This is a genomic window from Proteiniphilum sp. LBM24028, assembly GCF_056629195.1.
Map to the genome: position 1 here is coordinate 2,870,447 of NZ_CM152817.1, position 22,415 is coordinate 2,892,861.

The following is a 22,415-nucleotide window of genomic DNA, read 5'->3' on the forward strand; positions in this document are numbered from 1 at the left end:
CCCCCTCCCTTCGGGGAGGGACAGGGAGGGGTATCTCATACGGGTCTAGCTCAGTTGGTAGAGCACTGGTCTCCAAAACCAGGTGTCGGGAGTTCGAGTCTCTCGACCCGTGCACAAACGATCCGAATTAAATGAAAAAAGTAGTTGCATATTTAAAGGATGCTTATAACGAACTTGTTTATAAAGTATCCTGGCCAACAAGAGAGGAACTCTCCGGCAGCACGGTAATTGTATTGATTGCTTCCCTTATAATTGCCCTTATTGTCTTCGGGATGGACTCTCTTTTTGAGTGGGTACTGAAGCTCCTCTACGGTATTTTATAAAATTCTGAACTGAGAGATTATGACTGAAGAGAGAAAGAAATGGTACGTTCTGCGTGCCGTAAGCGGAAAAGAAAGTAAAGTCAAAGAGTATCTTGAGTCAGAAATTAAAAAAACCGATTTAGGAAAGTACATTTCTCAAGTTCTCATCCCTACAGAAAAGACTTATACTGTACGCAACGGAAAGAAAGTGATGAAAGAACGCGCTTATCTTCCCGGCTACGTGCTTATTGAGGCTGAACTCACGGGTGAGGTAATTCATGAACTTAAGAATATCAATTATGTAGCAGGTTTTCTGCCCAACACGACCGACCCCCAGCCCTTGCGGGAAACGGAGGTGAAGCGTATCCTAGGTACGATGGACGAGTTGGAAGAAGCAGGCGACGAAATGGATATGAAATACTACGTAGGTGAAAATGTGAAGGTGATTAGCGGCCCCTTCAGCAGCTTTTCAGGCGTAGTGGAGGAAGTGAACGACGAGAGAAAGAAGCTCAAAGTGATGGTCAAAATCTTCGGGAGAAAACAACTCCTGGAGCTGAGCTATATGCAAGTAGAGAAGGAGTAGTCAGTAATTTGGTTACGCAGATTCTGTAAGTTCTTCAATGTGTTTCGAAAACCGTAATTAATTAAAATCAAGAAAATGGCTAAAGAAGTTGCCGGACAACTAAAATTACAAATCAAAGGAGGAGCTGCAAACCCGTCTCCCCCGGTAGGACCTGCATTGGGTTCCAAAGGGATCAACATCATGGAGTTTTGCAAGCAATTCAATGCCAGAACTCAGGATAAAGCCGGTAAAGTGTTGCCTGTGGTAATCACTTACTATACCGACAAGTCTTTTGATTTTATTGTTAAAACACCACCGGTTGCAATTCAGTTATTGGAAGTCAGTAAACAAAAAGGCGGCTCGGCAGAACCCAACCGCAAGAAAGTGGCGGAAGTTACCTGGGAACAGGTAAAAACCATTGCCGAAGAAAAGATGACCGATTTGAACTGCTTCACACTTGAATCAGCAATGAAAATGGTAGCCGGAACGGCTCGGAGCATGGGTATCACAGTGAAAGGGGACTTCCCTGAAATTACTAATAATTAAACTTCAATTGAGAAATGAGTAAACTGACAAAAAATCAAAAGTTGGCTTTAAGCAAGATTGAAGTAGGGAAAGCCTATACGCTGAAAGAAGCATCTGCATTGGTGAAGGATGTAACCACCACCAAGTTCGATGCCTCAGTGGATATCGATGTACGCCTCGGCGTAGATCCGCGAAAAGCCAACCAGATGGTCAGAGGCGTTGTGTCTCTGCCCCACGGCACAGGAAAACAAGTAAGAGTTCTTGTATTATGTTCTCCAGAGGCTGAGGCCGACGCAAAAGAAGCGGGCGCAGACTATGTAGGACTCGATGAATATATCGAAAAAATTAAAGGAGGCTGGACCGATGTGGATGTGATCATCACACAACCGCAGATCATGGGTAAGATAGGTGCACTGGGCCGTATTTTAGGACCCCGCGGACTGATGCCGAACCCAAAGAGCGGCACTGTTACGCCCGACGTAGCCAAAGCTGTGCGGGAAGTAAAGCAGGGAAAGATCGACTTTAAAGTAGACAAGACCGGTATTATTCACACCTCTATTGGAAAAGTATCTTTTACGCCCGAACAGATTCGAGACAACGCAAAAGAATTTATTCAAACGTTGATCAAATTAAAACCGACAGCGGCAAAAGGTACTTATATCAGGAGTATTTTCCTTTCCAGCACGATGAGTCCCGGCATCAAAGTGGACCCCAAATCGGCAGAAGAATCCAATTAACAAAAAAGATCTATGAAGAAGGAAGATAAACAACTGATTATAGAACAGATAGCAACGAATCTTCAGGAGTATGAAAATTTCTACCTTGCCGATCTCGCCACAATGAATGCGGTGAAGACGAGCAATTTACGAAGAGAATGCTCCAAGCAGGATATCAAGTTGGTAGTGGTAAAAAATACCTTGTTGCAAAAAGCATTCGAGTCACTCGACAAGAACTATGAAGAGTTGTATCCCATATTAAAAGGGAACACGGCCATCATGTTCTCCAACGTGGCGAATGCTCCTGCCAAACTCATTGATAAGTTCAAAGCAGACAAAGTGCCCTCTTTCAAAGGTGCTTATGTGCAGGAGAGTTTCTTCATCGGCCCCAAGGCGCTGCAGGACCTCGTGAACATCAAGAGCAAGACAGAGCTTATTGGAGATGTAATCGCACTGTTGCAGTCACCTGCAAAGAATGTGATTTCGGCTCTCCAATCCGGCGGAACAATCCTCCATGGAGTATTGAAGACGTTGTCGGAGAAAGAACATTCTCATTAAGCAAAACGAGCAGAAGGCAAGTTTACTTGCTTTATGCCGTTGCGAGAGAATGTAGAAGATTTCAAAATTAATGTGTATACAACAAACAGAATTAGTAATCAATTTAAACAAATACAAAAATGGCAGACTTAAAAAAATTTGCTGAGGAATTAGTTAACTTGACAGTGAAAGAAGTTAACGAACTGGCTGAAATTTTAAAAACGGAATATGGTATTGAGCCGGCTGCAGCAGCAGTGGCAGTGGCCGCCGGACCTGCAGCTGCTGAAGCTGCAGTTGAAGAGCAAACCGCTTTCGACGTGATCCTGAAGAGTGCCGGTGCAGCCAAACTGGCTGTAGTAAAGGCAGTGAAAGAACTTACAGGACTCGGCTTGAAGGAAGCCAAAGATTTAGTGGACGGAGCTCCCAGCGAATTGAAAAAAGGTGTAACAAAAGACGAAGCAGATGCTTTGAAAAAACAACTTGAAGAGGCTGGAGCAGAAGTTGAACTTAAATAACATTACCCTAAATTAGGTTAATATGGTTAGGAATCTTCTTCCGGAAGATTCTTAACCTTTTGTGTCAATATATATTAGGTTCCAAAACTCATTTCCATGTCTTCAAATAACGCCAACCAAAGAATAAACTTTGCGTCGATTAATAATCCGCTCGATTTTCCAGATTTTCTGGAAGTACAGTTAAAATCGTTTCAGGATTTCATCCAGCTTGACGCCCCCCCCGAAAGTAGAAAAAATGAAGGATTGTACAAGGTTTTTACGGAGAACTTCCCCATTGCGGATACCCGTAATAATTTCGTCCTTGAATTTTTGGATTATTATGTAGATCCTCCCCGTTATAGCATTGAGGAATGTGTAGACAGAGGACTTACTTACAGCGTCCCGCTCAAGGCGAAGCTATACCTCTACTGCACAGACCCCGACCACGAAGACTTTACACCTGTCATTCAGGATGTATACCTGGGTACCATTCCCTATATGACCGAAAAGGGAACATTTGTGATCAATGGAGCCGAGCGTGTAATTGTGTCACAGCTGCACCGCTCTCCCGGTGTCTTTTTCGGACAGAGCCTGCATGCCAACGGCACCGTTCTTTATTCAGCCCGTATCATCCCTTTTAAAGGATCATGGATTGAGTTCGCAACCGACATCAACAGTGTGATGTATGCTTACATCGACCGTAAAAAGAAATTACCTGTGACCACGCTGTTGCGGGCTATTGGCTTCGAGAGCGACAAGGATATTCTCGAAATCTTTGACCTTGCAGAAGAGGTGAAGGTGAACAAAAGCAACCTCAAGAAGGTGACCGGACGCAAGCTGGCTGCCCGTGTACTGAAATCATGGATGGAAGATTTCGTGGACGAGGACACCGGTGAGGTAACTTCCATAGAAAGAAATGAAGTGATCATCGAACGGGAGACCATCCTCGAAGCAGAACACATGGACGACATTCTCGAATCGGGTGTTTCATCCATCCTGCTTCACAAGGAGACGGCCAATACTTCTGACTACTCCATCATATACAACACCCTGCAGAAGGACCCGAGCAACTCGGAGATAGATGCTATCCGTCATATCTACCGCCAGCTGCGCAGCGCCGAACCGGCAGACGACTCGAGTGCGCGCGAGGTGATAAACAACCTTTTCTTCTCCGAAAAGAGATACGACCTGGGGGATGTGGGACGTTACAGAATCAACAAAAAGCTCAATCTCAACATCGATGTCGATGTACGGGTACTGACCAAGGAAGATATCATTGAGATCATCAAGTACCTTATTGAGCTGATCAACTCCAAAGCGGTGGTCGACGATATCGACCACCTCAGCAACAGACGTGTACGCACGGTAGGAGAACAATTATATACCCAGTTTGGCGTGGGACTGAACCGCATGGCGCGTATTATTCGTGAACGGATGAACGTACGTGACAACGAGGTGTTCACCCCCATCGACCTGATCAATGCGAAAACCATCTCCTCGGTGATCAACACCTTTTTTGGTACGAATGCGCTTTCGCAGTTCATGGACCAGACAAACCCCCTGGCCGAGATTACTCACAAGCGCCGTCTGTCGGCCCTCGGTCCTGGTGGTCTTTCGCGTGAGCGTGCCGGCTTTGAGGTGCGTGACGTACACTTTACGCACTACGGTCGTCTTTGTCCTATTGAAACACCCGAAGGTCCCAATATCGGACTAATCTCCTCGCTGTGTGTCTACGCAAAGATCAACGACCTGGGATTCATTGAGACTCCTTACCGCAAGGCGGAGAATGGCATTGTGAATATCAAGAACGACGAAGTCATATACCTTGCTGCAGAGGAGGAAGAAAATAAACTCATTGCACAGGGCAATGCCCCGCTCGATGAGAAGGGACACTTTATAAATCCACGTGTGAAGGCACGTCAGGATGCCGACTATCCGGTGATTGCCCCGGAAGAAGTGGAGCTCATGGACGTGTCGCCCATGCAGATTGCGTCCATAGCCGCCTCACTGATCCCCTTCCTGGAACATGACGACGCCAACCGTGCCCTGATGGGATCCAACATGATGCGCCAGGCTGTGCCACTGATAAGGACGGAATCTCCCATTGTAGGTACCGGCATTGAAGGACAACTGATAAAGGACTCCCGCTCACAGATCATGGCTGAGGGCAACGGGGAGATTACCTATGTGGATGCTACCACAATCAAGATCAAATACAACAGGTCGGAAGAGGAGGAATTTACCAGCTTCGATGATGCAGTAAAGACTTATCTCATTCCTAAATTCCGTAAAACCAACCAAAACACCACAATTGACCTGCGCCCCATATGCAAGGTTGGCCAGAAGGTGAAAGCCGGTGAAATCCTTACCGAAGGATACGCCACCCAGGATGGAGAGCTGGCATTGGGTAAGAACCTGAAAGTGGCATTCATGCCCTGGAAGGGTTATAACTTCGAAGATGCCATCGTACTAAACGAGAGGATGGTGAGTGATGATGTGTTCACCTCCGTGCACATGGAAGAGTTCTCGCTGGAAGTGCGTGAAACCAAACGCGGCCTGGAAGAACTGACCTCAGACATTCCCAACGTCAGCGAAGAAGCGACCAAAGACCTCGACGAAAAAGGGATCGTGCGCGTAGGAGCCCGCATCAAGCCGGGTGACATCCTCATTGGCAAGATCACCCCCAAGGGGGAATCGGATCCTTCGCCCGAAGAAAAACTGCTGCGTGCCATCTTCGGTGATAAAGCAGGTGACGTGAAGGATGCTTCCCTGAAAGCGTCACCCTCACTCAAAGGAGTTGTCGTACATACCAACCTCTTCTCGAAGGCATCCAAGAAAGGGAAGACAAAGCTTTCGAGTAAGGCGCTTCTCCCCAAACTGGACGAAGAGTATGAACTCAAAATGGATGAACTGAGAAAAGTACTGATCGATAAGCTCCTGATACTTACCGATGGTAAAACATCGGCAGGTGTAAAGGACTACACCAATATGGACATCGTTCCCAAGGGAGCGAAGTTCACACAAAAGGTGCTCAGCGACATCGATTTCCAAGCCGTCCAGTTAAACAAATGGACCACAGATATCCACAAGAACGAACTCATTCGTGCCACGGTAATCAATTACCTGCGCCGTTACAAAGAACTGGATGCCGAATTGAAACGCAAACGTTTCGACTTCACCATCGGCGACGAGCTTCCTTCGGGCATCATGCAGATCGCAAAGGTATATGTGGCCAAGAAACGTAAGATACAGGTGGGCGATAAGATGGCGGGCCGCCATGGAAATAAGGGTATTGTTTCACGCATTGTGCGTCAGGAAGACATGCCCTTCCTTGCCGACGGTACACCCGTCGACATCGTTCTGAACCCGCTGGGCGTACCTTCGCGTATGAACCTGGGACAAATCTTTGAAACCGTCCTGGGATGGGCTGGAAAAGAACTCGGCGTAAAATTTGCCACACCCATCTTCGATGGCGCCTCGCTGGATGATCTGACTGTATGGACAGATAAGGCCAACGTACCGGCCTACGGTAAGTCATACCTCTACGACGGGGGTACAGGCGAACGTTTCGACCAGCCGGCCACGGTGGGTATTATCTATATGCTCAAGCTCGGCCACATGGTGGAAGACAAGATGCATGCACGTTCTATCGGGCCCTACTCACTCATCACGCAACAGCCGCTGGGTGGTAAGGCACAGTTCGGAGGACAGCGATTCGGAGAAATGGAGGTATGGGCACTCGAAGCATTCGGTGCGGCCCATATCCTGCAGGAAATCCTCACCGTAAAGTCCGACGACGTGGTAGGCCGCTCCAAGGCATACGAATCCATCGTGAAAGGGGAAGCCATGCCACCGGCAGGAATACCTGAATCGTTGAATGTACTGCTTCACGAACTGAAAGGATTGGGACTTAATATCAGCCTCGACTAATGCATAAACAATTAGCAGATTCGCAGATGTAGATTTACTAATATATGTATGATTAATCAGTCGTCGAATCTTCAAATCAGTTTACTCATTGGTATATTAGCACATTAAATATAACAACTCTTTATACAGATTATATATATGGCATTTAGAAAAGACAACAAAATAAAGAGTAGCTTTTCAAAAATTACAATTGGGCTGGCATCGCCGGAACAAATTCTGGAAAACTCTTTCGGTGAAGTATTGAAACCCGAAACAATCAACTACCGTACCTATAAGCCTGAGCGTGACGGTTTGTTCTGCGAGCGTATTTTCGGGCCCGTTAAAGACTACGAATGTCATTGCGGAAAATACAAACGTATTCGCTACAAGGGTATTGTTTGCGACCGTTGTGGTGTGGAAGTGACCGAGAAAAAGGTACGCCGCGAACGTACCGGACACATTCATCTGGTTGTCCCCGTAGCCCATATCTGGTATTTCAGGTCGTTACCCAATAAAATAGGTTATCTGCTGGGTATTCCCACCAAGAAGCTCGACACCATCATTTACTACGAACGTTACGTGGTCATTCAGGCCGGGGTACTCGAAGAAAAGGTGGCCGAAAAAGATCTGCTCACCGAAGAAGAATATCTGGATCTGCTGGAGACATTACCCAAGGAAAACCAGATGCTTGAGGACAGTGATCCAAATAAGTTTATCGCGAAGATGGGTGCCGAGGCCATCCTCGACCTGCTCGAGAGACTCAATCTCGACAAGCTGGCCAACCAGCTGCGTCACCGTGCCAGTACCGATACATCGCAGCAGCGCAAGAATGAAGCGTTGAAGCAGTTACAGGTTGTGGAGGCTTTCCGCGGATCAAAGAGTATCAACAAGCCGGAGTGGATGATCATGAAAGTGATCCCCGTGATCCCGCCTGATTTGCGACCGTTGGTACCCCTGGATGGTGGTCGTTTTGCCACTTCCGACCTGAACGACCTCTATCGTCGTGTGATCATCCGCAACAACCGGTTGAAACGACTGATCGACATCAAGGCCCCCGATGTGATCCTGCGCAACGAGAAGCGCATGTTGCAAGAGGCCGTAGACTCCCTGTTCGACAACTCTCGCAAGTCGAGTGCCATTAAAACCGAGTCGAACCGTCCGTTGAAGTCACTTTCCGACAGTTTGAAAGGAAAGCAGGGACGCTTCCGCCAGAACCTGCTTGGTAAGCGTGTGGACTACTCGGCACGTTCCGTGATCGTGGTCGGTCCCGAGCTGAAGATGCACGAATGCGGTCTTCCCAAGGATATGGCCGCCGAACTCTATAAACCGTTTATCATTCGCAAGCTGATTGAAAGAGGCATCGTGAAGACGGTGAAATCGGCCAAGAAGATTGTGGACCGGAAAGAACCGGTAGTATATGATATCCTGGAGTACGTGATGAAAGGCCACCCGGTACTGTTGAACCGTGCCCCTACCCTGCACCGTCTGGGTATCCAGGCATTCCAGCCCAAGCTGATTGAAGGGAAGGCCATTCAGTTGCACCCGTTGGCATGTACGGCGTTCAACGCCGACTTCGACGGGGACCAGATGGCCGTACATCTTCCGTTGGGCAATGAAGCCATTCTGGAAGCACAGCTGCTGATGCTTGCCTCGCATAACATTCTCAACCCTGCCAATGGTGCCCCAATCACCGTTCCCTCGCAGGACATGGTACTCGGGTTGTATTACATCACAAAAATCCGTCCCGGAGCAAAAGGCGAAGGAATGACATTCTACGGTGAAGAAGAAGCCATCATCGCTTATAACGAAGGAGCTGTAGACATTCATGCCCTGGTGAAAGTAATTGTGGACGACATCGACGAGGAAGGAAATCCGGTCCGCAAGATGCACGAAACCACTGTCGGCCGCGTGATTACCAACGAGGCCATCCCCAAGGAGGTAGGTTACATCAACGAACTTCTCTCCAAGAAGTCGCTTCGCGACATCATTGGCAAGGTGATCAAGACCTGTGGTGTAGCCCGCACGGCACAATATCTCGACGACATCAAGGATCTGGGTTACACCATGGCCTTCAAGGGAGGGCTCTCGTTCAACCTTGAAGATGTAATCATTCCGGAAGAGAAAGACACTCTCATCCAGGAAGGATATGCCGAAGTGGAACAGATCATGGAAAATTATAACATGGGGTTCATCACCTATAACGAGCGTTATAACCAGATCATTGACACTTGGACACACATCAACTCCAAGTTATCGAATATCCTTATGAAGCAGCTGTCGGAAGATGATCAGGGATTCAACTCGGTATACATGATGCTCGACTCCGGCGCCCGTGGTTCACGCGAACAGATCCGTCAGCTTTCGGGTATGCGCGGACTGATGGCCAAGCCGCAAAAGAGCGGTGCCGAAGGGGCTCAGATTATTGAGAACCCCATTCTCGCGAACTTCAAGGAGGGACTATCGGTGCTTGAGTACTTCATCTCTACCCATGGTGCCCGTAAGGGTCTTGCCGATACGGCCCTGAAAACAGCCGATGCCGGATACCTGACCCGTCGTCTGGTTGATGTCTCGCAAGACGTCATCATCAACGAAGAAGACTGCGGCACATTGCGCGGGCTTGTGGCTACAGCCATCAGGAACAACGACGAGGTGATCGCCTCACTTTACGAGCGTATCCTGGGCCGTGTTTCGGTGCACGACGTACAGCACCCCAGTACGGGTGAAATTCTCGTGAACTCCGGAGAGGAAATCACCGAAGACATCGCGAAAAAGATAGACGAGTCTCCCATAGAACGTGTGGAGATCCGCTCGGTACTTACCTGCGAATCGCATCACGGTGTTTGTGCGAAATGTTATGGCAGGAACCTGGCCACAGGGCGAATGGTACAAAAGGGTGAAGCCGTGGGCGTAATTGCCGCACAATCCATCGGGGAACCGGGGACACAGCTTACACTACGTACGTTCCACGTGGGAGGTATCGCCTCCAACATCGCCACAGAAAACAGCATCGTCACCAAATACGATGGTGTTGTGGAGTTTGACGAGCTGCGTTATGTAGAAACAACCGATACCGAAGGCAAACCCTATAAGGTTGTCGTGAGTCGTCTTGTGGAGATGCGTATCATCGACCTCAACACGAAAATCGTGCTGGTATCACACAATATCCCCTACGGATCCAAGCTCTATTTTAATGACGGAGACAAGGTGCAGAAGGGCGACCTCATCTGCGAATGGGATCCATTCAATGCTGTAATTGTTTCTGAAGCAACCGGAAAAATCCGTTTCGAGAACTTCACTGAAAACATGACCTACAAGGTTGAATCGGACGAACAGACCGGCTTGAAGGAAAAGGTAATCATCGAATCGCGTGATAAGACCAAAGCCCCCTCGGCACACATTGTAAATGAGGACGACGATATCCTGCGTACATATACGCTTCCACTGGGCTCGCACATTGTGAAAAACGAGAACGATGAGATAAAAGCAGGAGATACGCTGGTGAAGATTCCGCGTGCCGTAGGTAAAGCTGGTGACATCACGGGAGGTCTTCCGCGTGTGACCGAGCTGTTTGAAGCGCGTAATCCGTCCAACCCGGCCGTGGTTGCCGAGATCGACGGAGAAGTATCGTATGGCAAGATTAAACGGGGGAACCAGGAAATATCCGTCACCTCCAAAACAGGAGAGACCAAGAAGTATATGGTTCCGTTATCCAAGCAGATACTGGTACAGGAGAACGATTACATCCGTGCCGGAATGCATCTCTCCGACGGCGCCACCACGCCATCCGATATTCTGGCGATCATGGGACCGACCGCCGTACAGGAATACATTGTAAATGAAGTACAGGATGTGTATCGTCTGCAGGGTGTGAAGATCAACGACAAGCACTTTGAGGTGATTGTTCGTCAGATGATGCGCAAGGTGGAGGTGGTAGATCCGGGTGACACCCGTTTCCTTGAGCAACAGCTGGTCGACAAGCACGAGATGATGGAAGAGAACGACCGCATCTGGGGCAAAAAAGTGATCATGGACGCCGGTGACTCACAGATCTTTGAGCCCGGTCAGATTGTCACCGTACGCAAGTTGCGCGACGAGAACAGTTCTCTGAAACGACGCGACATGAAAACGGTGGAAGCACGTGATGCCATCCCGGCAACTGCCAACCAGGTATTGCAGGGAATCACCCGTGCAGCACTTCAAACTACCAGCTTCATGTCTGCCGCCTCGTTCCAGGAAACGACCAAGGTGCTGAACGATGCTGCCATTAACGGAAAGACCGACACCCTGGAAGGTTTGAAAGAGAACGTAATCTGCGGACACCTTATACCTGCCGGCACCGGCCAGCGGGAGTTCGACAAGCTCGTGGTAGGTTCACGCGACGACTTCGACAAACTGAACGCGAATAAGCGCAGCAACCTGTTCCAGGAAGTCGCAGTAGAAGAATAATTGCTTTGAAATAACTTTTTTAAAACCCGTGTCCGGTATTACGGCACGGGTTTTTTTGTTGGTCTTATCTACAAATAACCCTTGCTTAGACCAAATAACATGGATGCCTATTGAATTAAATTTATTTAAGACTCATCGCTGTAGAGATATTGAGCATATCGAGTCTTTATTGTAAATCCACATGACAATTATCATAATTATAAAAAAACCACCAAGTATGTGCAAACTGAGAAAGAGGTTACTCTTGTTTTTCACCTTGGCAGCCGGCACACTGGCCGCCCAGAACCACACCGTGAGCGGATATGTTACAGATGCCGCGAATGGCGAGACATTGATCTCAGCCACCGTGATCGACAAAAAAACATCAAAAGGAGCGGCTGCCAACAATTATGGATATTACTCGCTCACATTACCCAAGGGCGAGGTTTCGCTCAACTACTCTTACATCGGGTATGAGACTGACGAAAAAACTTTTGTCTTGGATAAAGATACTGTTTTAAACATCGCCCTGAAGCTCAACAATACACTCGATGAGGTTACCGTTGTGGGGATGAGATCTGAAATGGGCGTGAAGGGTTCGCAGATGAGTGCGGTGGAAGTACCCATCAATCTGATAAAAAATATCCCCACGCTACTGGGTGAGAACGATCTGATAAAAGCGTTGCAGCTTTTGCCGGGTGTGCAATCGGGAACCGAAGGCTCTGCAGGGCTTTACGTACGCGGCGGCGGTCCCGACGAAAACCTTCTTTTACTGGATGGCGTGCCGCTTTACAATGTGAATCACATGCTGGGATTTTTCTCTGTTTTCAATAGCGATGCATTGAAAAATGTCACATTATATAAAGGAAGCTTTCCGGCACGATTCGGCGGACGATTGTCATCGGTAGTAGATGTACGTATGAAAGACGGTGACGACAAGAAAATACGCGGGACGGCAAGTATCGGCCTGATCTCCTCTAAAATTCAACTCGAAGGGCCTATCATCAGGGAAAAAACCACTTTCAATGTATCGGCCCGAAGAACTTATATCGACGTGTTGACCCAGCCACTGATAAAAGCCGCGGCTAAAGCGGAAGGAGGCGACGGAAACACTGCCGCCGGATACTATTTCTACGATGTGAATGCCAAATTCACACATAAGTTTTCCGACAGGGACAAACTTTACCTGAGCGCCTACCTGGGCGACGACGCTCTTTACGCGAAAGTGCGAACCAGGGTCTCCTACAATATGGACTTTGAAGACAAGGACTACACCAACCTCAACTGGGGATGGGGAAACGTGGTGACTGCCTTGCGATGGAACCATGTTGTAAACAACAAGTTGTTTATGAACACAACGGCATCGTTTACGCGATATCGCTCAAAGTTAGGGCTGGGCGCCGAGAACGTGCAAACAGACAAAAGCAAAACGCCGCCAAAGGAAGAGAAAAGCGAACTGAATTTGACTTATAACTCAGGTATTCGCGACTGGACGGCCAAAATGGATTTCGACTACACACCAAACAGTGCTCACGACATCAAATTTGGTACAAATTACACTTACCATACCTTCCGGCCCGACGTCACTTCAATGAAGTTTGTGGATTCGGAAATAGTCAACAAGGTGGACACGGTCATTGGGAGTCCCGTCGTATATGCACACGAGACGATGAGCTACATCGAAGACAATGTATCAATTGGCAACCTGTTGAAAGTGAACTTGGGGGTGCACTTTTCAACTTTTCACGTTCAAAATCAGAACTACTCCTCGTTACAACCGCGGGCGGGGGTACGCCTGTTGCTTACCGACAACCTGTCGGTTAAGGCAGGATATGCCGGCATGAGCCAATACATCCACCTGCTGTCGAACAGCCTGGTGAGCCTGCCTACCGACCTTTGGGTGCCAGTAACGAAAAGGATAAAACCCATGAACTCGCACCAATATTCCGCCGGCCTCTTTTACTCCATGGCGGGCATTGCTGATTTCTCGGTGGAAGGATATTACAAGACCATGGGCAACCTGCTCGAATATAAGGATGGCGCCTCTTTCATGGGCATATCGACCAACTGGGAAGACAAGGTGAGTACAGGACGCGGAACCGCCTACGGTGTGGAGTTACTGGCACAGCGTTCTTTTGGAAACACCACCGGATGGGTGGGTTACACCTGGTCGAAATCCGATAGGATTTTCGATGAACCGGGCAACGAACTCAACAACGGGAAACCTTTTCCGGCGAAATATGACCGTCGTCACGACATCAGCCTCACGCTTACACATAAGTTTTCCGAGCGTATTGATCTGTCGGGCTCATGGGTCTTCAGCACGGGAAATGCCGCCACATTCGCCTTTCACGAGGTGAAAGGCGCCGGATATCCCAACCTGGACAATCCTTATCCGGTCTCCGTAGAGATACCTCACGTTTCGGCGCGAAATAATTTCCGCTACAACAGTTACCATAGAATGGACCTGGGTGTGAATTTTCACAAGGTGACCAAACGGGGGAACCTTCGCACATGGAATATCAGTATATACAATGTATATAACCGTTGGAATCCGTTTTTCGTATATGCCGACTCACACAGCCGGCAAAATCCGCAAACCGGCGAATATGAAACGGTTAACAAACTCAAGCAGGCTACTCTTTTTCCAATTATTCCCTCTGTAAGTTACACCATCAAATTTTAAAAAGATATGAAGAAAAAACATACTCCCGCGTTTGCGGTTCTTTTAGCAATATCATTGGGCATATTTATCTCGTGCGAAAAAGATATTGCGTTTAAAGGAGAGGTTACTGATCCGATGCTGGTTGTAAACAGTACGGTAAATACCGACTCCGTGGTATCGGCACACATTTCTCAAAGTCGTTTCGTACTCGGGAAGGTATCGCCGATACCCGATGTGGAAAATGCCGCCGTTACTCTTTACGTAAATGGCACAGTTATGGAAAAGCTTGCTCACAAAGGGAAAGGAGTGTATAAAGGCAGCTACGTACCCAAGCCGTCGGATGAGATAGGGATTGAAGTGGAGGCGCCCGGATTTGAGAAGTTAGGAGCAAAGACGATGATGCCGGAAAATGTCAATCTCAGCGTGAAGAGTGTTACCGAAACGGTTAAGGAGAACTCTTATCCGGATGGGAACACAGGTGAGAAACTAATTGAGTTGAATATAAAATTGACTTTGACCGATAATCCGGAGCAGGAGAATTACTATTTCATCAAAGGGAGAAGGAACGCTTATTATCAAGGCATGTTGCAGTTCAGCTATCCCCTTGACCTGAAGTTATCGGACATCCTCGACAACAAACAGGTTGTGGGAGGAGGGGATGCCGTATCCGGAATTCTATGGGAGGAAGATGACGGCAACCGTAATATTAAAAATATCTTTACCGATCTGTTTGTGAACGGGAAGGAGTTGGGGCTCAACTTTATTTTTCATGAGCCGGTGCAGACGGATCCCGACCAAACCATTGAGTATGAAATTGAAGTGGCGCAAATGTCAAAAGATTTGTACCTCTACGTTATTTCAGCCAACAAGGCTATCAGTAACAATGGAATTCCAATCGTGGAGGCCACGCAGGTGCATTCAAACATGACAAACCACGTCGGTATTCTGGGCGCTTATAACAGTCATAAGATGGTGTTCACTTGCTCCCGGGACGATTCAAATCCATAAAGTATCTGTTTCAATACAACCCGGTAGACTTTTTCAGGTAGTCGTAAATTGCCTGCTGCGCCCGGACAGGTGCTTCATCAGGTGAGGTCGTGTCCCTTTTAAACACATTATCCAGATGTTCATCCACCCATACGGCGCTCTGGTTATCTTCCAGCTGGATTTTCAGGATATCCACGATCTGCCGTTTCAGTTTTTCCGAGTAGACAGGAAAGGCCACCTCGATACGGCGGTGCAGGTTGCGTTCCATCCAGTCGGCAGAAGTAAGGTATACTTTTTCTTCTCCATCATGAAAGAAGTACCACACCCGCGCATGTTCCAGATAGGCATCTACAATGCGGGTTACCGTGATATTTTTACTGAAAGGCTGATTGGGTATCAGACAGCAGATTCCCCGGATGATCAGGTCGATCTTTACCCCGGCCTCACTGGCCCGGTAAAGGGCATTGATCATCCCTTTGTCTTCCAGACTGTTCATTTTCAAAATGATATATCCCAATCCGCCGTTCTTTACACTTTCAATCTCACGTTCAATCAGTTGATAAATGTAGGGTAGCATATTAAACTGAGTCACCAGCAGATGCCTGAAATCGTGCGTGTAGGGTTTTCCTTCCAACACACGAAAGACTTCGTCGATATCCTTGATGATCTCCTTGTTCGAAGTGAGCAGGCCCTTGTCCGAATAGATGCGGGCCGTTTTCTCGTTGAAGTTGCCCGTACCCAGGTAAGCATAACCTTTGAGGGGGTCATCGGGATCATTACTGCGCTTGCGCACGTAAGCCAGCTTGGCGTGCACCTTAAGCCCCGGAAGGCTGTAGATGATCTTTACCCCGGCCTGCTGCATCAGTTCGGAGGAGAGGTAGTTGTTCTCCTCATCGAAGCGGGCCTTCAGCTCAACAAACACAGTTACCTTCTTACCATTTTTGGCGGCACTGATGAGGCTGTTGATCACGGCTGAGTTTTCTGCTACCCGGTATTGGGTTACCTTTATTTCGATTACCTTGGGGTCGAACGCTGCCTGCATCAGAAAACGCAACAGGTAATCGAACGACTGGTACGGAAAATGCAACAGCACATCCTGCTTTCGCAACACACGCAGGATAGAGGTGTTCGACTCCAGTTCCGGCACACGCAAAGGCTGCGGCAGCTTCTGTTTTAACGAATCTCCCACAGGGTTAGGAAGGTTCGACAGATCCGACAGATTCAGATAACGCCCCGAAGGCAATAGCTCCTCCTCCTCGATTTCGTATGCTTCGCATAGATAACGCAGAAAATAATCGGGCATATCCTTGTCATACTGGAACCTCGTTACCGCGCCAATCTTACGCTTACGCACCTTGCGAAGAATTTTTTCGGCAATATCCTTCTGGTCCTCATCCTCCAGCGAGAAGTCGGCATCGCGCGATATCTTGATGCTGAAGCAGTCCACGATCTCGTATCCGGGAAAGACACTCTGCATGTTCGCCTTTATCACATCATCGATAAACATGATGTAATAATTGCCTCCGTAGGAAGGCAGCTCAATGAAGCGGGGAATTTTGGTGAAGGGAATCTTCATGATGGCATAGGTGTATTTCAAACCTTCTGTCTCCTTTTTCTTCCTTCTTTGCAGCAAACTGATCACCTGATAGATGCGCCCATCCTGAATAAAAGAATGGATATCATCTTTCATAATGACCATAGGTTGCAGATAAGGGAACACCTCTTCATTGAAATATTTTTCCACATAGGCACGGTGAAAAGGTTCCACTTTATCTGTCTGGTACAACACAATACTGTTTCTCTTAAGTTCAGGCAGTATCATGTTGTTGAATATCGCATAATATTCTTTCTCCTGGGCTGTCACTTCACTGTTGATCTGAACTATGGTCCGCATGGCCTCCTCAATCGATTCGTCCCGCTTGATATTTTCCAACAGAGAACTGTGGTAACCCGACACACGAATCTTGTAGAACTCCTCCAGATTGGAAGAATAAATAGAGAGGAACTTGATTCGCTCATAGATGGGTAGCCGCTCGTCTTTCGCCTCCAGAAGTACCCGGTAGTTAAAGGAGAGCCAGCTGATATCACGTTTGAAATAAGAATATTGGTTATTTTCCATTGACAGCGGTTTAGAAACTCTTTAAACTCCAAAAATACAAAGTTTGTTCGAATAAAAAATCTTTTGGGGTTTCGAGTTTATGGCGCCGGGAGATATTGTCAATCCGGACGAAGAATTGAGGAGGTTTGTTTCCCTAAAATAAATTATCTTTGCCGTGAACAGAACAGGAAAGATGAAAAAAATCGGGTTACTGTCCGACACGCACGGGTACTGGGACGAGAAGTTTGAAACCTATTTATCGTCCTGCGACGAAATATGGCATGCCGGCGACATCGGCTCGCTGGAGCTTGCCGGTCGTTTTGCAGCACTGGGATCTTTTCGTGCCGTCTATGGTAATATCGACGACTACAAAACCCGCAGTGCCTATCCACAAACGCAGCGATTCACCCTCGAAAACGTAGAGGTACTGATGACACATATCGGCGGCTACCCGGGTCGCTATGACCCTTCCATCCGTGCACAGCTGCTTGCCCGTCCTCCTAAACTTTTTATTTCAGGCCACTCCCACATCCTGAAGGTGATGTACGATAAGAAACTGGGTTGCCTCCATATGAACCCGGGTGCTGCAGGAAAGTACGGCTTTCACCGTGTGCGTACGCTTCTCCGTTTTGTTCTGGATGAGGGAGATATCAGAGACCTTGAAGTAATAGAAATCGGAAGGCAGGAATAAGATAAGCGTGGTTACAAAGGCTGCAGATTCGGGAAAACAGAGAGCAGGACACCTCCTGTTCCCAATATTACAAGCAAGGTCCCAATGGTTCTGTTAAGCAGAATTAAACCACGCCGGCTGAAATGCCTCTGCAGTCGCGACACAAGAGTAGTCAGCAAAAACCACCACAACACCGCCGCTGCAAGAAATGAAATCGACCCGGCAATAAGCGAAACGGGGCCGTCGGTCAAAGGGTTCAATGGAAATCGTGCATAAAGCCCCACAAGCACCAGGATAATCGCTACATTGGAACTGGTGAGAAGAAATGCTGAAATAAAATCTTTCAGATACCGTGTTTCACCCACCACCCTGTCGGGTTTCCACCCTTTCAGGGGATTGGTACGAAACACACCGATTCCGAATAAGATCAGGATGACACTTCCCAGCACCTGCAGCCCGCTCTCATTTTCCTTCAGGAAGTCTGACACAAAACTCAACCCAATCAACGTGACTGTGGCATACATAAAGTCCGACAGCACAGCTCCCAATCCGGTGACAAAGCCGTGCCACCGTCCCCGGTTGAGCGTGCGCTGGATAACAAGTATGTTAATTGGCCCCATGGGCGATGAGACCAGGAATCCGATAAGAAAACCTTTGGCGATGGTTTCAAGCATAAATCGTGCAGTTTCGGCAATGAAGCGATGTTAATTCGGCCGCAAAGATACGCCCAATCTGAAAACGGACAAAATGAGTTTTAGTTTTCATTTCACCTGCTTGGAAATGCCTCGATTTTCATGTACTTTTGTGTATTCAAATAGAAGAGATATGATTTCATTTTTCCGTACCCCCTCTCAAAGCGTGATCGCCGTAGAATCAGCATCGGCTTTTTTTTCTGAAACAATCGAAAAACTGAACTGGCTTTTCGGGAACGCAACGCCGCTCGATGCGGAGACAATCCCCACACCGTACATCGGCCCGCGCAGGGAAATGATCACTCCCTGGAGTACCTGTGCCGTAGAGATCACCCAGAACATGGGTATTGAAGGCATCACCCGCATAGAGGAATATACGCCTGTGACGGAAGATACTCCCTTCGATTTTGACCCGATGCTGCAGCGAAAATACGAAAGCCTTGGCCAAACACTTTTCATCATCGACAAACAACCGGAAAAGATCCTTTATATTGATGACATCGCAGCATACAACAGTACAGAGGGACTCGCACTGAGTGAGGATGAGATCGAATATCTGAACGGCGTGAGCCGCAAAATGGGGCGTAAGCTGACCGACAGCGAAGTATTCGGATTCTCGCAGGTAAACTCGGAGCACTGCCGGCACAAGATATTCAACGGAAAATTTATAATTGACGGAGAGGAGAAAGAACTCTCCTTGTTTCAGCTCATTAAACGCACGTCTCAGATCAACCCCAACAACCTCATCTCTGCTTATAAGGATAATGTGGCTTTTGTACAGGGCCCGGAAATTGAACAATTTGCCCCTGCAAGCGGCGACAAGCCCGATTTTTTTCAGACTACAGAGATAGAGAGCGTGCTCTCACTCAAAGCCGAAACCCATAACTTCCCCACCACGGTGGAACCTTTTAACGGGGCCTCCACCGGCACGGGAGGAGAAATCCGCGACCGGCTTGCCGGTGGCAAGGGGTCGTTACCCGTAGCCGGGACCGCCATCTACATGACCTCCTACCCCCGTCTGGAAGAAGGCCGCGAATGGGAGCAGACGCTTCCTCCGCGCAAATGGCTTTACCAGACGCCGGAGCAGATCCTGATCAAGGCATCAAACGGAGCCTCCGACTTTGGCAACAAATTCGGACAGCCACTCATCTGCGGTTCCGTGCTCACCTTTGAACATGCCGAGAACTACAAAAAGTTTGGTTACGACAAGGTAATCATGCTTGCCGGTGGCGTAGGCTACGCCAACAAGCGTGATGCCCGGAAAGGTGATCCCCGCAGTGGTGAGAAGGTGGTGGTGCTGGGAGGCGACAACTACCGCATCGGCATGGGTGGCGGCGCTGTATCCTCGGTCAATACGGGAGAATATTCCTCCGGTATCGAGCTGAATGCGGTGCAGAGAGCCAACCCCGAGATGCAAAAACGTGTGGCCAATGTGATCCGTTCGCTTGCCGAGTCGGAAGAGAATCCCATCGTCTCCATTCATGACCATGGTGCCGGCGGCCATCTGAACTGCCTCTCCGAGCTGGTCGAAAAAACCGGGGGAGTCATTGACATTGACAAACTTCCGGTGGGCGACAAGACCCTCTCTTCAAAGGAGATCATTGGTAACGAGAGCCAGGAACGCATGGGTCTCCTGATAGAACAGAAGGATATCGAACGCATTGAACGGATTGCTTCTCGTGAACGGACTCCCATGTATGTGGTGGGTGAAACGACCGACGACATGCGATTCACTTTCCGCGAGCCGGGCGGTGTCAATCCCATCGACATGGAACTGGATGATTTCTTCGGAAAACCGCCCGTGACCATCATGGAAGACAGCACCATGGAAGAGACATACGGAGCGCCTGCGTACAACCCGGAACAGTTGGGGACATATATCGAAAACGTACTGAAACTGGAAGCCGTGGCCTGCAAAGACTGGCTCACCAACAAGGTGGACCGTTCGGTGACCGGCAAGATTGCCAGACAACAGTGCCAGGGAGAAATACAGTTGCCACTGAGCGATTGCGGCGCCATCGCACTCGATTACAAAGGGTATGCCGGCATGGCTACTTCACTGGGCCATGCACCCCAGGTAGCGATGATCGACCCGGCTGCCGGATCGGTGATGGCCGTGGCAGAAGCACTGACAAACATTGTATTTGCGCCGCTCACCCATGGGCTGCAGGGAGTCTCTCTCAGTGCCAACTGGATGTGGCCCTGCCGCAACCCTGGCGAAGATGCCCGCTTGTACAAGGCGGTGGAAGCCTGTTCGGAATTTGCCGGTGAACTGGGCATCAACATCCCTACCGGCAAGGATTCTCTTTCAATGACACAAAAATATGGAGACGACAAGATTTTCTCTCCCGGCACGGTCATCATTTCAGCAGCCGCCGAGGTAAAGAATATCCGCAGGATCGTTTCACCTGTACTGGCTTATATCAAGGGAACTTATCTCTACTATATCGATTTCTCCTTCGATACATTCAAGCTGGGGGGATCGGCATTTGCTCAAACCATGAGCAAAGTTGGAGATGAAGCACCCACCGTAACAGATACCGAGTATTTCAAGAATGCATTTGCCGCCATACAGGAACTCACCAGTCGTGGCCTGATCCTCGCCGGGCACGACATCTCTGCCGGTGGTATGATCACCGCCATGCTGGAGATGTGTTTTGCCAATCCCCGCGGGGGGCTGGAAGCACACCTCGACAAGATCAGGCATGCGGACCTGATTAAGGTTCTCTTTTCTGAAAACCCCGGCGTACTCATTCAGGTAAAGCATCACCGCCTGGTAGAAAAAATACTTGACGATTATGGTGTGGGATTTGCCATCGTGGCACGCCCCATTGAAGAGCGCAATCTGATCATTGCCAGGGATGAATTCAGGCAAGAGTTTGATATTGACCATCTGCGCGACGTGTGGTACAAGACTTCCTACCTGCTCGACAGGAAGCAGAGCGGTGAAGTGCGCGCCACTGAGCGCTACACAAACTACAAAAAACAACCGCTTCAGTTCGACATCAAACCTTCCTTTACCGGCAGGATGGAAGACCTGGCACTAAACCCGGACCGCAAAGAACGTTCTGGACTTACCGCTGCCATCATCCGCGAGAAAGGGACCAATGGTGAGCGGGAGATGGCCTATTCGCTTTATCTCGCAGGCTTTGATGTGAGGGATGTTCATATGACCGACCTCACCTCGGGCCGTGAAACCCTGGAAGATGTGCAGCTTGCCGTCTTCTGCGGAGGTTTCTCCAACTCCGATGTACTGGGTTCTGCCAAGGGATGGGCCGGTGGCTTCCGTTACAATGAAAAGGCAAAAAAGGCGCTCGAAAACTTTTTTGCACGTGAAGATACACTGAGTCTGGGCATATGCAATGGCTGTCAGCTGCTGATGGAGCTGGGATTTATATTTCCGGAAATGGGTGACAAGCATCCCCGGATGGCACACAACCTGTCGCACAAGTTTGAATCGACCTTCGTAAGTGTAGAAATCCCAAAGAATAATTCCGTGATGTTTGGATCGCTTGAAGGCACGAAAACAGGTATCTGGGTTGCCCATGGCGAGGGGCGCTTCGTGTTGCCGGAAGAAGCATCCATGTACAATATTGCCGCCAGATATGTATACGATACCTATCCCGGCAACCCAAACGGATCTGATTATGCCACTGCAGCCGTATGTTCGGCCAACGGCCGTCACCTGGCCATGATGCCTCACCTGGAGCGTACCATCTTCCCCTGGCAAAATGCATACTATCCGTTTGCCTACCGCAAACATGAGGTGACTCCCTGGATGGAGGCGTTTGTCAACGCGAGGGAATGGGTAAAAAGAAAAAAAAGCAACTGAC

The 22,415-nt window shown here is 48.7% G+C and carries 14 protein-coding genes and 1 tRNA gene; 13 read left to right on the top strand and 2 right to left on the bottom strand.

Translation table 11 applies throughout. From position 1 onward, the window contains the following. The first annotated feature begins 39 nt into the window (after nucleotides 1-39). The 11 genes from AC1HCU_RS11610 (at nucleotide 40) to AC1HCU_RS11660 (ending at nucleotide 15,143) form a co-directional block, all read left to right on the top strand. A tRNA-Trp gene (locus AC1HCU_RS11610) sits at nucleotides 40-112 on the top strand. A 19-nt stretch (nucleotides 113-131) separates the two neighbouring features. Continuing rightward, nucleotides 132-323 carry a preprotein translocase subunit SecE gene (gene secE, locus AC1HCU_RS11615; protein WP_480366140.1) on the top strand — a complete coding sequence of 64 codons (192 nt, stop codon included), beginning with the start codon at nucleotides 132-134 and terminating at the stop codon, nucleotides 321-323. A gap of 19 nt (nucleotides 324-342) precedes the next feature. After that, on the top strand, nucleotides 343-885 hold the full coding sequence (gene nusG / locus AC1HCU_RS11620; RefSeq protein WP_480366141.1) for a transcription termination/antitermination protein NusG: 543 nt from the start codon (nucleotides 343-345) through the stop codon (nucleotides 883-885). Between the two features lie 75 nt (nucleotides 886-960). Next, complete coding sequence (gene rplK, locus AC1HCU_RS11625; protein WP_480366143.1) at nucleotides 961-1,410, top strand: 50S ribosomal protein L11; 450 nt, start codon at nucleotides 961-963, stop codon at nucleotides 1,408-1,410. Nucleotides 1,411-1,424: 14 nt separating this feature from the next. Further along, nucleotides 1,425-2,126 carry a 50S ribosomal protein L1 gene (gene rplA, locus AC1HCU_RS11630; RefSeq protein ID WP_480366145.1) on the top strand — a complete coding sequence of 234 codons (702 nt, stop codon included), beginning with the start codon at nucleotides 1,425-1,427 and terminating at the stop codon, nucleotides 2,124-2,126. A gap of 12 nt (nucleotides 2,127-2,138) precedes the next feature. Beyond that, on the top strand, nucleotides 2,139-2,663 hold the full coding sequence (gene rplJ / locus AC1HCU_RS11635; protein WP_480366147.1) for a 50S ribosomal protein L10: 525 nt from the start codon (nucleotides 2,139-2,141) through the stop codon (nucleotides 2,661-2,663). Between the two features lie 119 nt (nucleotides 2,664-2,782). Continuing rightward, nucleotides 2,783-3,157, top strand: coding sequence for a 50S ribosomal protein L7/L12 (gene rplL, locus AC1HCU_RS11640; RefSeq protein WP_480366149.1), 375 nt, complete (start codon nucleotides 2,783-2,785; stop codon nucleotides 3,155-3,157). Between the two features lie 96 nt (nucleotides 3,158-3,253). Then, nucleotides 3,254-7,066 (top strand): DNA-directed RNA polymerase subunit beta, encoded by a 3,813-nt coding sequence (rpoB, locus tag AC1HCU_RS11645; protein WP_480366151.1) that lies wholly within the window; start codon nucleotides 3,254-3,256, stop codon nucleotides 7,064-7,066. 138 nt (nucleotides 7,067-7,204) lie between these two features. Continuing rightward, nucleotides 7,205-11,491 (top strand): DNA-directed RNA polymerase subunit beta', encoded by a 4,287-nt coding sequence (gene rpoC / locus AC1HCU_RS11650; RefSeq protein ID WP_480366153.1) that lies wholly within the window; start codon nucleotides 7,205-7,207, stop codon nucleotides 11,489-11,491. A gap of 217 nt (nucleotides 11,492-11,708) precedes the next feature. Then, complete coding sequence (locus AC1HCU_RS11655; protein ID WP_480366155.1) at nucleotides 11,709-14,156, top strand: TonB-dependent receptor; 2,448 nt, start codon at nucleotides 11,709-11,711, stop codon at nucleotides 14,154-14,156. Nucleotides 14,157-14,162: 6 nt separating this feature from the next. Next, on the top strand, nucleotides 14,163-15,143 hold the full coding sequence (locus AC1HCU_RS11660; RefSeq protein ID WP_480366157.1) for a DUF4249 domain-containing protein: 981 nt from the start codon (nucleotides 14,163-14,165) through the stop codon (nucleotides 15,141-15,143). 10 nt (nucleotides 15,144-15,153) lie between these two features. Here the strand turns inward: AC1HCU_RS11660 and ppk1 are convergent, their stop codons facing one another. Beyond that, entirely contained in the window at nucleotides 15,154-17,241 is a 2,088-nt protein-coding gene (gene ppk1 / locus AC1HCU_RS11665; RefSeq protein WP_480366159.1) for a polyphosphate kinase 1, read from the bottom strand. A 172-nt stretch (nucleotides 17,242-17,413) separates the two neighbouring features. Here ppk1 and AC1HCU_RS11670 point away from each other — a divergent pair, with 172 nt between their 5' ends. Continuing rightward, nucleotides 17,414-17,911, top strand: a complete 498-nt coding sequence (locus AC1HCU_RS11670) for a metallophosphoesterase family protein (RefSeq protein WP_480371174.1) — start codon at nucleotides 17,414-17,416, stop codon at nucleotides 17,909-17,911. An 11-nt stretch (nucleotides 17,912-17,922) separates the two neighbouring features. On the opposite strand, the gene AC1HCU_RS11675 is transcribed toward AC1HCU_RS11670, so the two are convergent. Then, nucleotides 17,923-18,564 carry a LysE family translocator gene (locus AC1HCU_RS11675; protein ID WP_480366161.1) on the bottom strand — a complete coding sequence of 214 codons (642 nt, stop codon included), beginning with the start codon at nucleotides 18,562-18,564 and terminating at the stop codon, nucleotides 17,923-17,925. Between the two features lie 151 nt (nucleotides 18,565-18,715). Here AC1HCU_RS11675 and purL point away from each other — a divergent pair, with 151 nt between their 5' ends. Next, on the top strand, nucleotides 18,716-22,414 hold the full coding sequence (gene purL / locus AC1HCU_RS11680; protein WP_480366163.1) for a phosphoribosylformylglycinamidine synthase: 3,699 nt from the start codon (nucleotides 18,716-18,718) through the stop codon (nucleotides 22,412-22,414). The last annotated feature ends 1 nt before the right edge of the window (nucleotide 22,415 follow it).

What these genes read in the sequence shown, in the direction of transcription:
- secE (WP_480366140.1), top strand. Translation starts at nt 132, where the DNA reads ATGAAAAAAGTAGTTGCATATTTAAAGGATGCTTATAACGAACTTGTT.
- nusG (WP_480366141.1), top strand. Translation starts at nt 343, where the DNA reads ATGACTGAAGAGAGAAAGAAATGGTACGTTCTGCGTGCCGTAAGCGGA.
- rplK (WP_480366143.1), top strand. Translation starts at nt 961, where the DNA reads ATGGCTAAAGAAGTTGCCGGACAACTAAAATTACAAATCAAAGGAGGA.
- rplA (WP_480366145.1), top strand. Translation starts at nt 1,425, where the DNA reads ATGAGTAAACTGACAAAAAATCAAAAGTTGGCTTTAAGCAAGATTGAA.
- rplJ (WP_480366147.1), top strand. Translation starts at nt 2,139, where the DNA reads ATGAAGAAGGAAGATAAACAACTGATTATAGAACAGATAGCAACGAAT.
- rplL (WP_480366149.1), top strand. Translation starts at nt 2,783, where the DNA reads ATGGCAGACTTAAAAAAATTTGCTGAGGAATTAGTTAACTTGACAGTG.
- rpoB (WP_480366151.1), top strand. Translation starts at nt 3,254, where the DNA reads ATGTCTTCAAATAACGCCAACCAAAGAATAAACTTTGCGTCGATTAAT.
- rpoC (WP_480366153.1), top strand. Translation starts at nt 7,205, where the DNA reads ATGGCATTTAGAAAAGACAACAAAATAAAGAGTAGCTTTTCAAAAATT.
- AC1HCU_RS11655 (WP_480366155.1), top strand. Translation starts at nt 11,709, where the DNA reads ATGTGCAAACTGAGAAAGAGGTTACTCTTGTTTTTCACCTTGGCAGCC.
- AC1HCU_RS11660 (WP_480366157.1), top strand. Translation starts at nt 14,163, where the DNA reads ATGAAGAAAAAACATACTCCCGCGTTTGCGGTTCTTTTAGCAATATCA.
- ppk1 (WP_480366159.1), bottom strand. Translation starts at nt 17,241, where the DNA reads ATGGAAAATAACCAATATTCTTATTTCAAACGTGATATCAGCTGGCTC.
- AC1HCU_RS11670 (WP_480371174.1), top strand. Translation starts at nt 17,414, where the DNA reads ATGAAAAAAATCGGGTTACTGTCCGACACGCACGGGTACTGGGACGAG.
- AC1HCU_RS11675 (WP_480366161.1), bottom strand. Translation starts at nt 18,564, where the DNA reads ATGCTTGAAACCATCGCCAAAGGTTTTCTTATCGGATTCCTGGTCTCA.
- purL (WP_480366163.1), top strand. Translation starts at nt 18,716, where the DNA reads ATGATTTCATTTTTCCGTACCCCCTCTCAAAGCGTGATCGCCGTAGAA.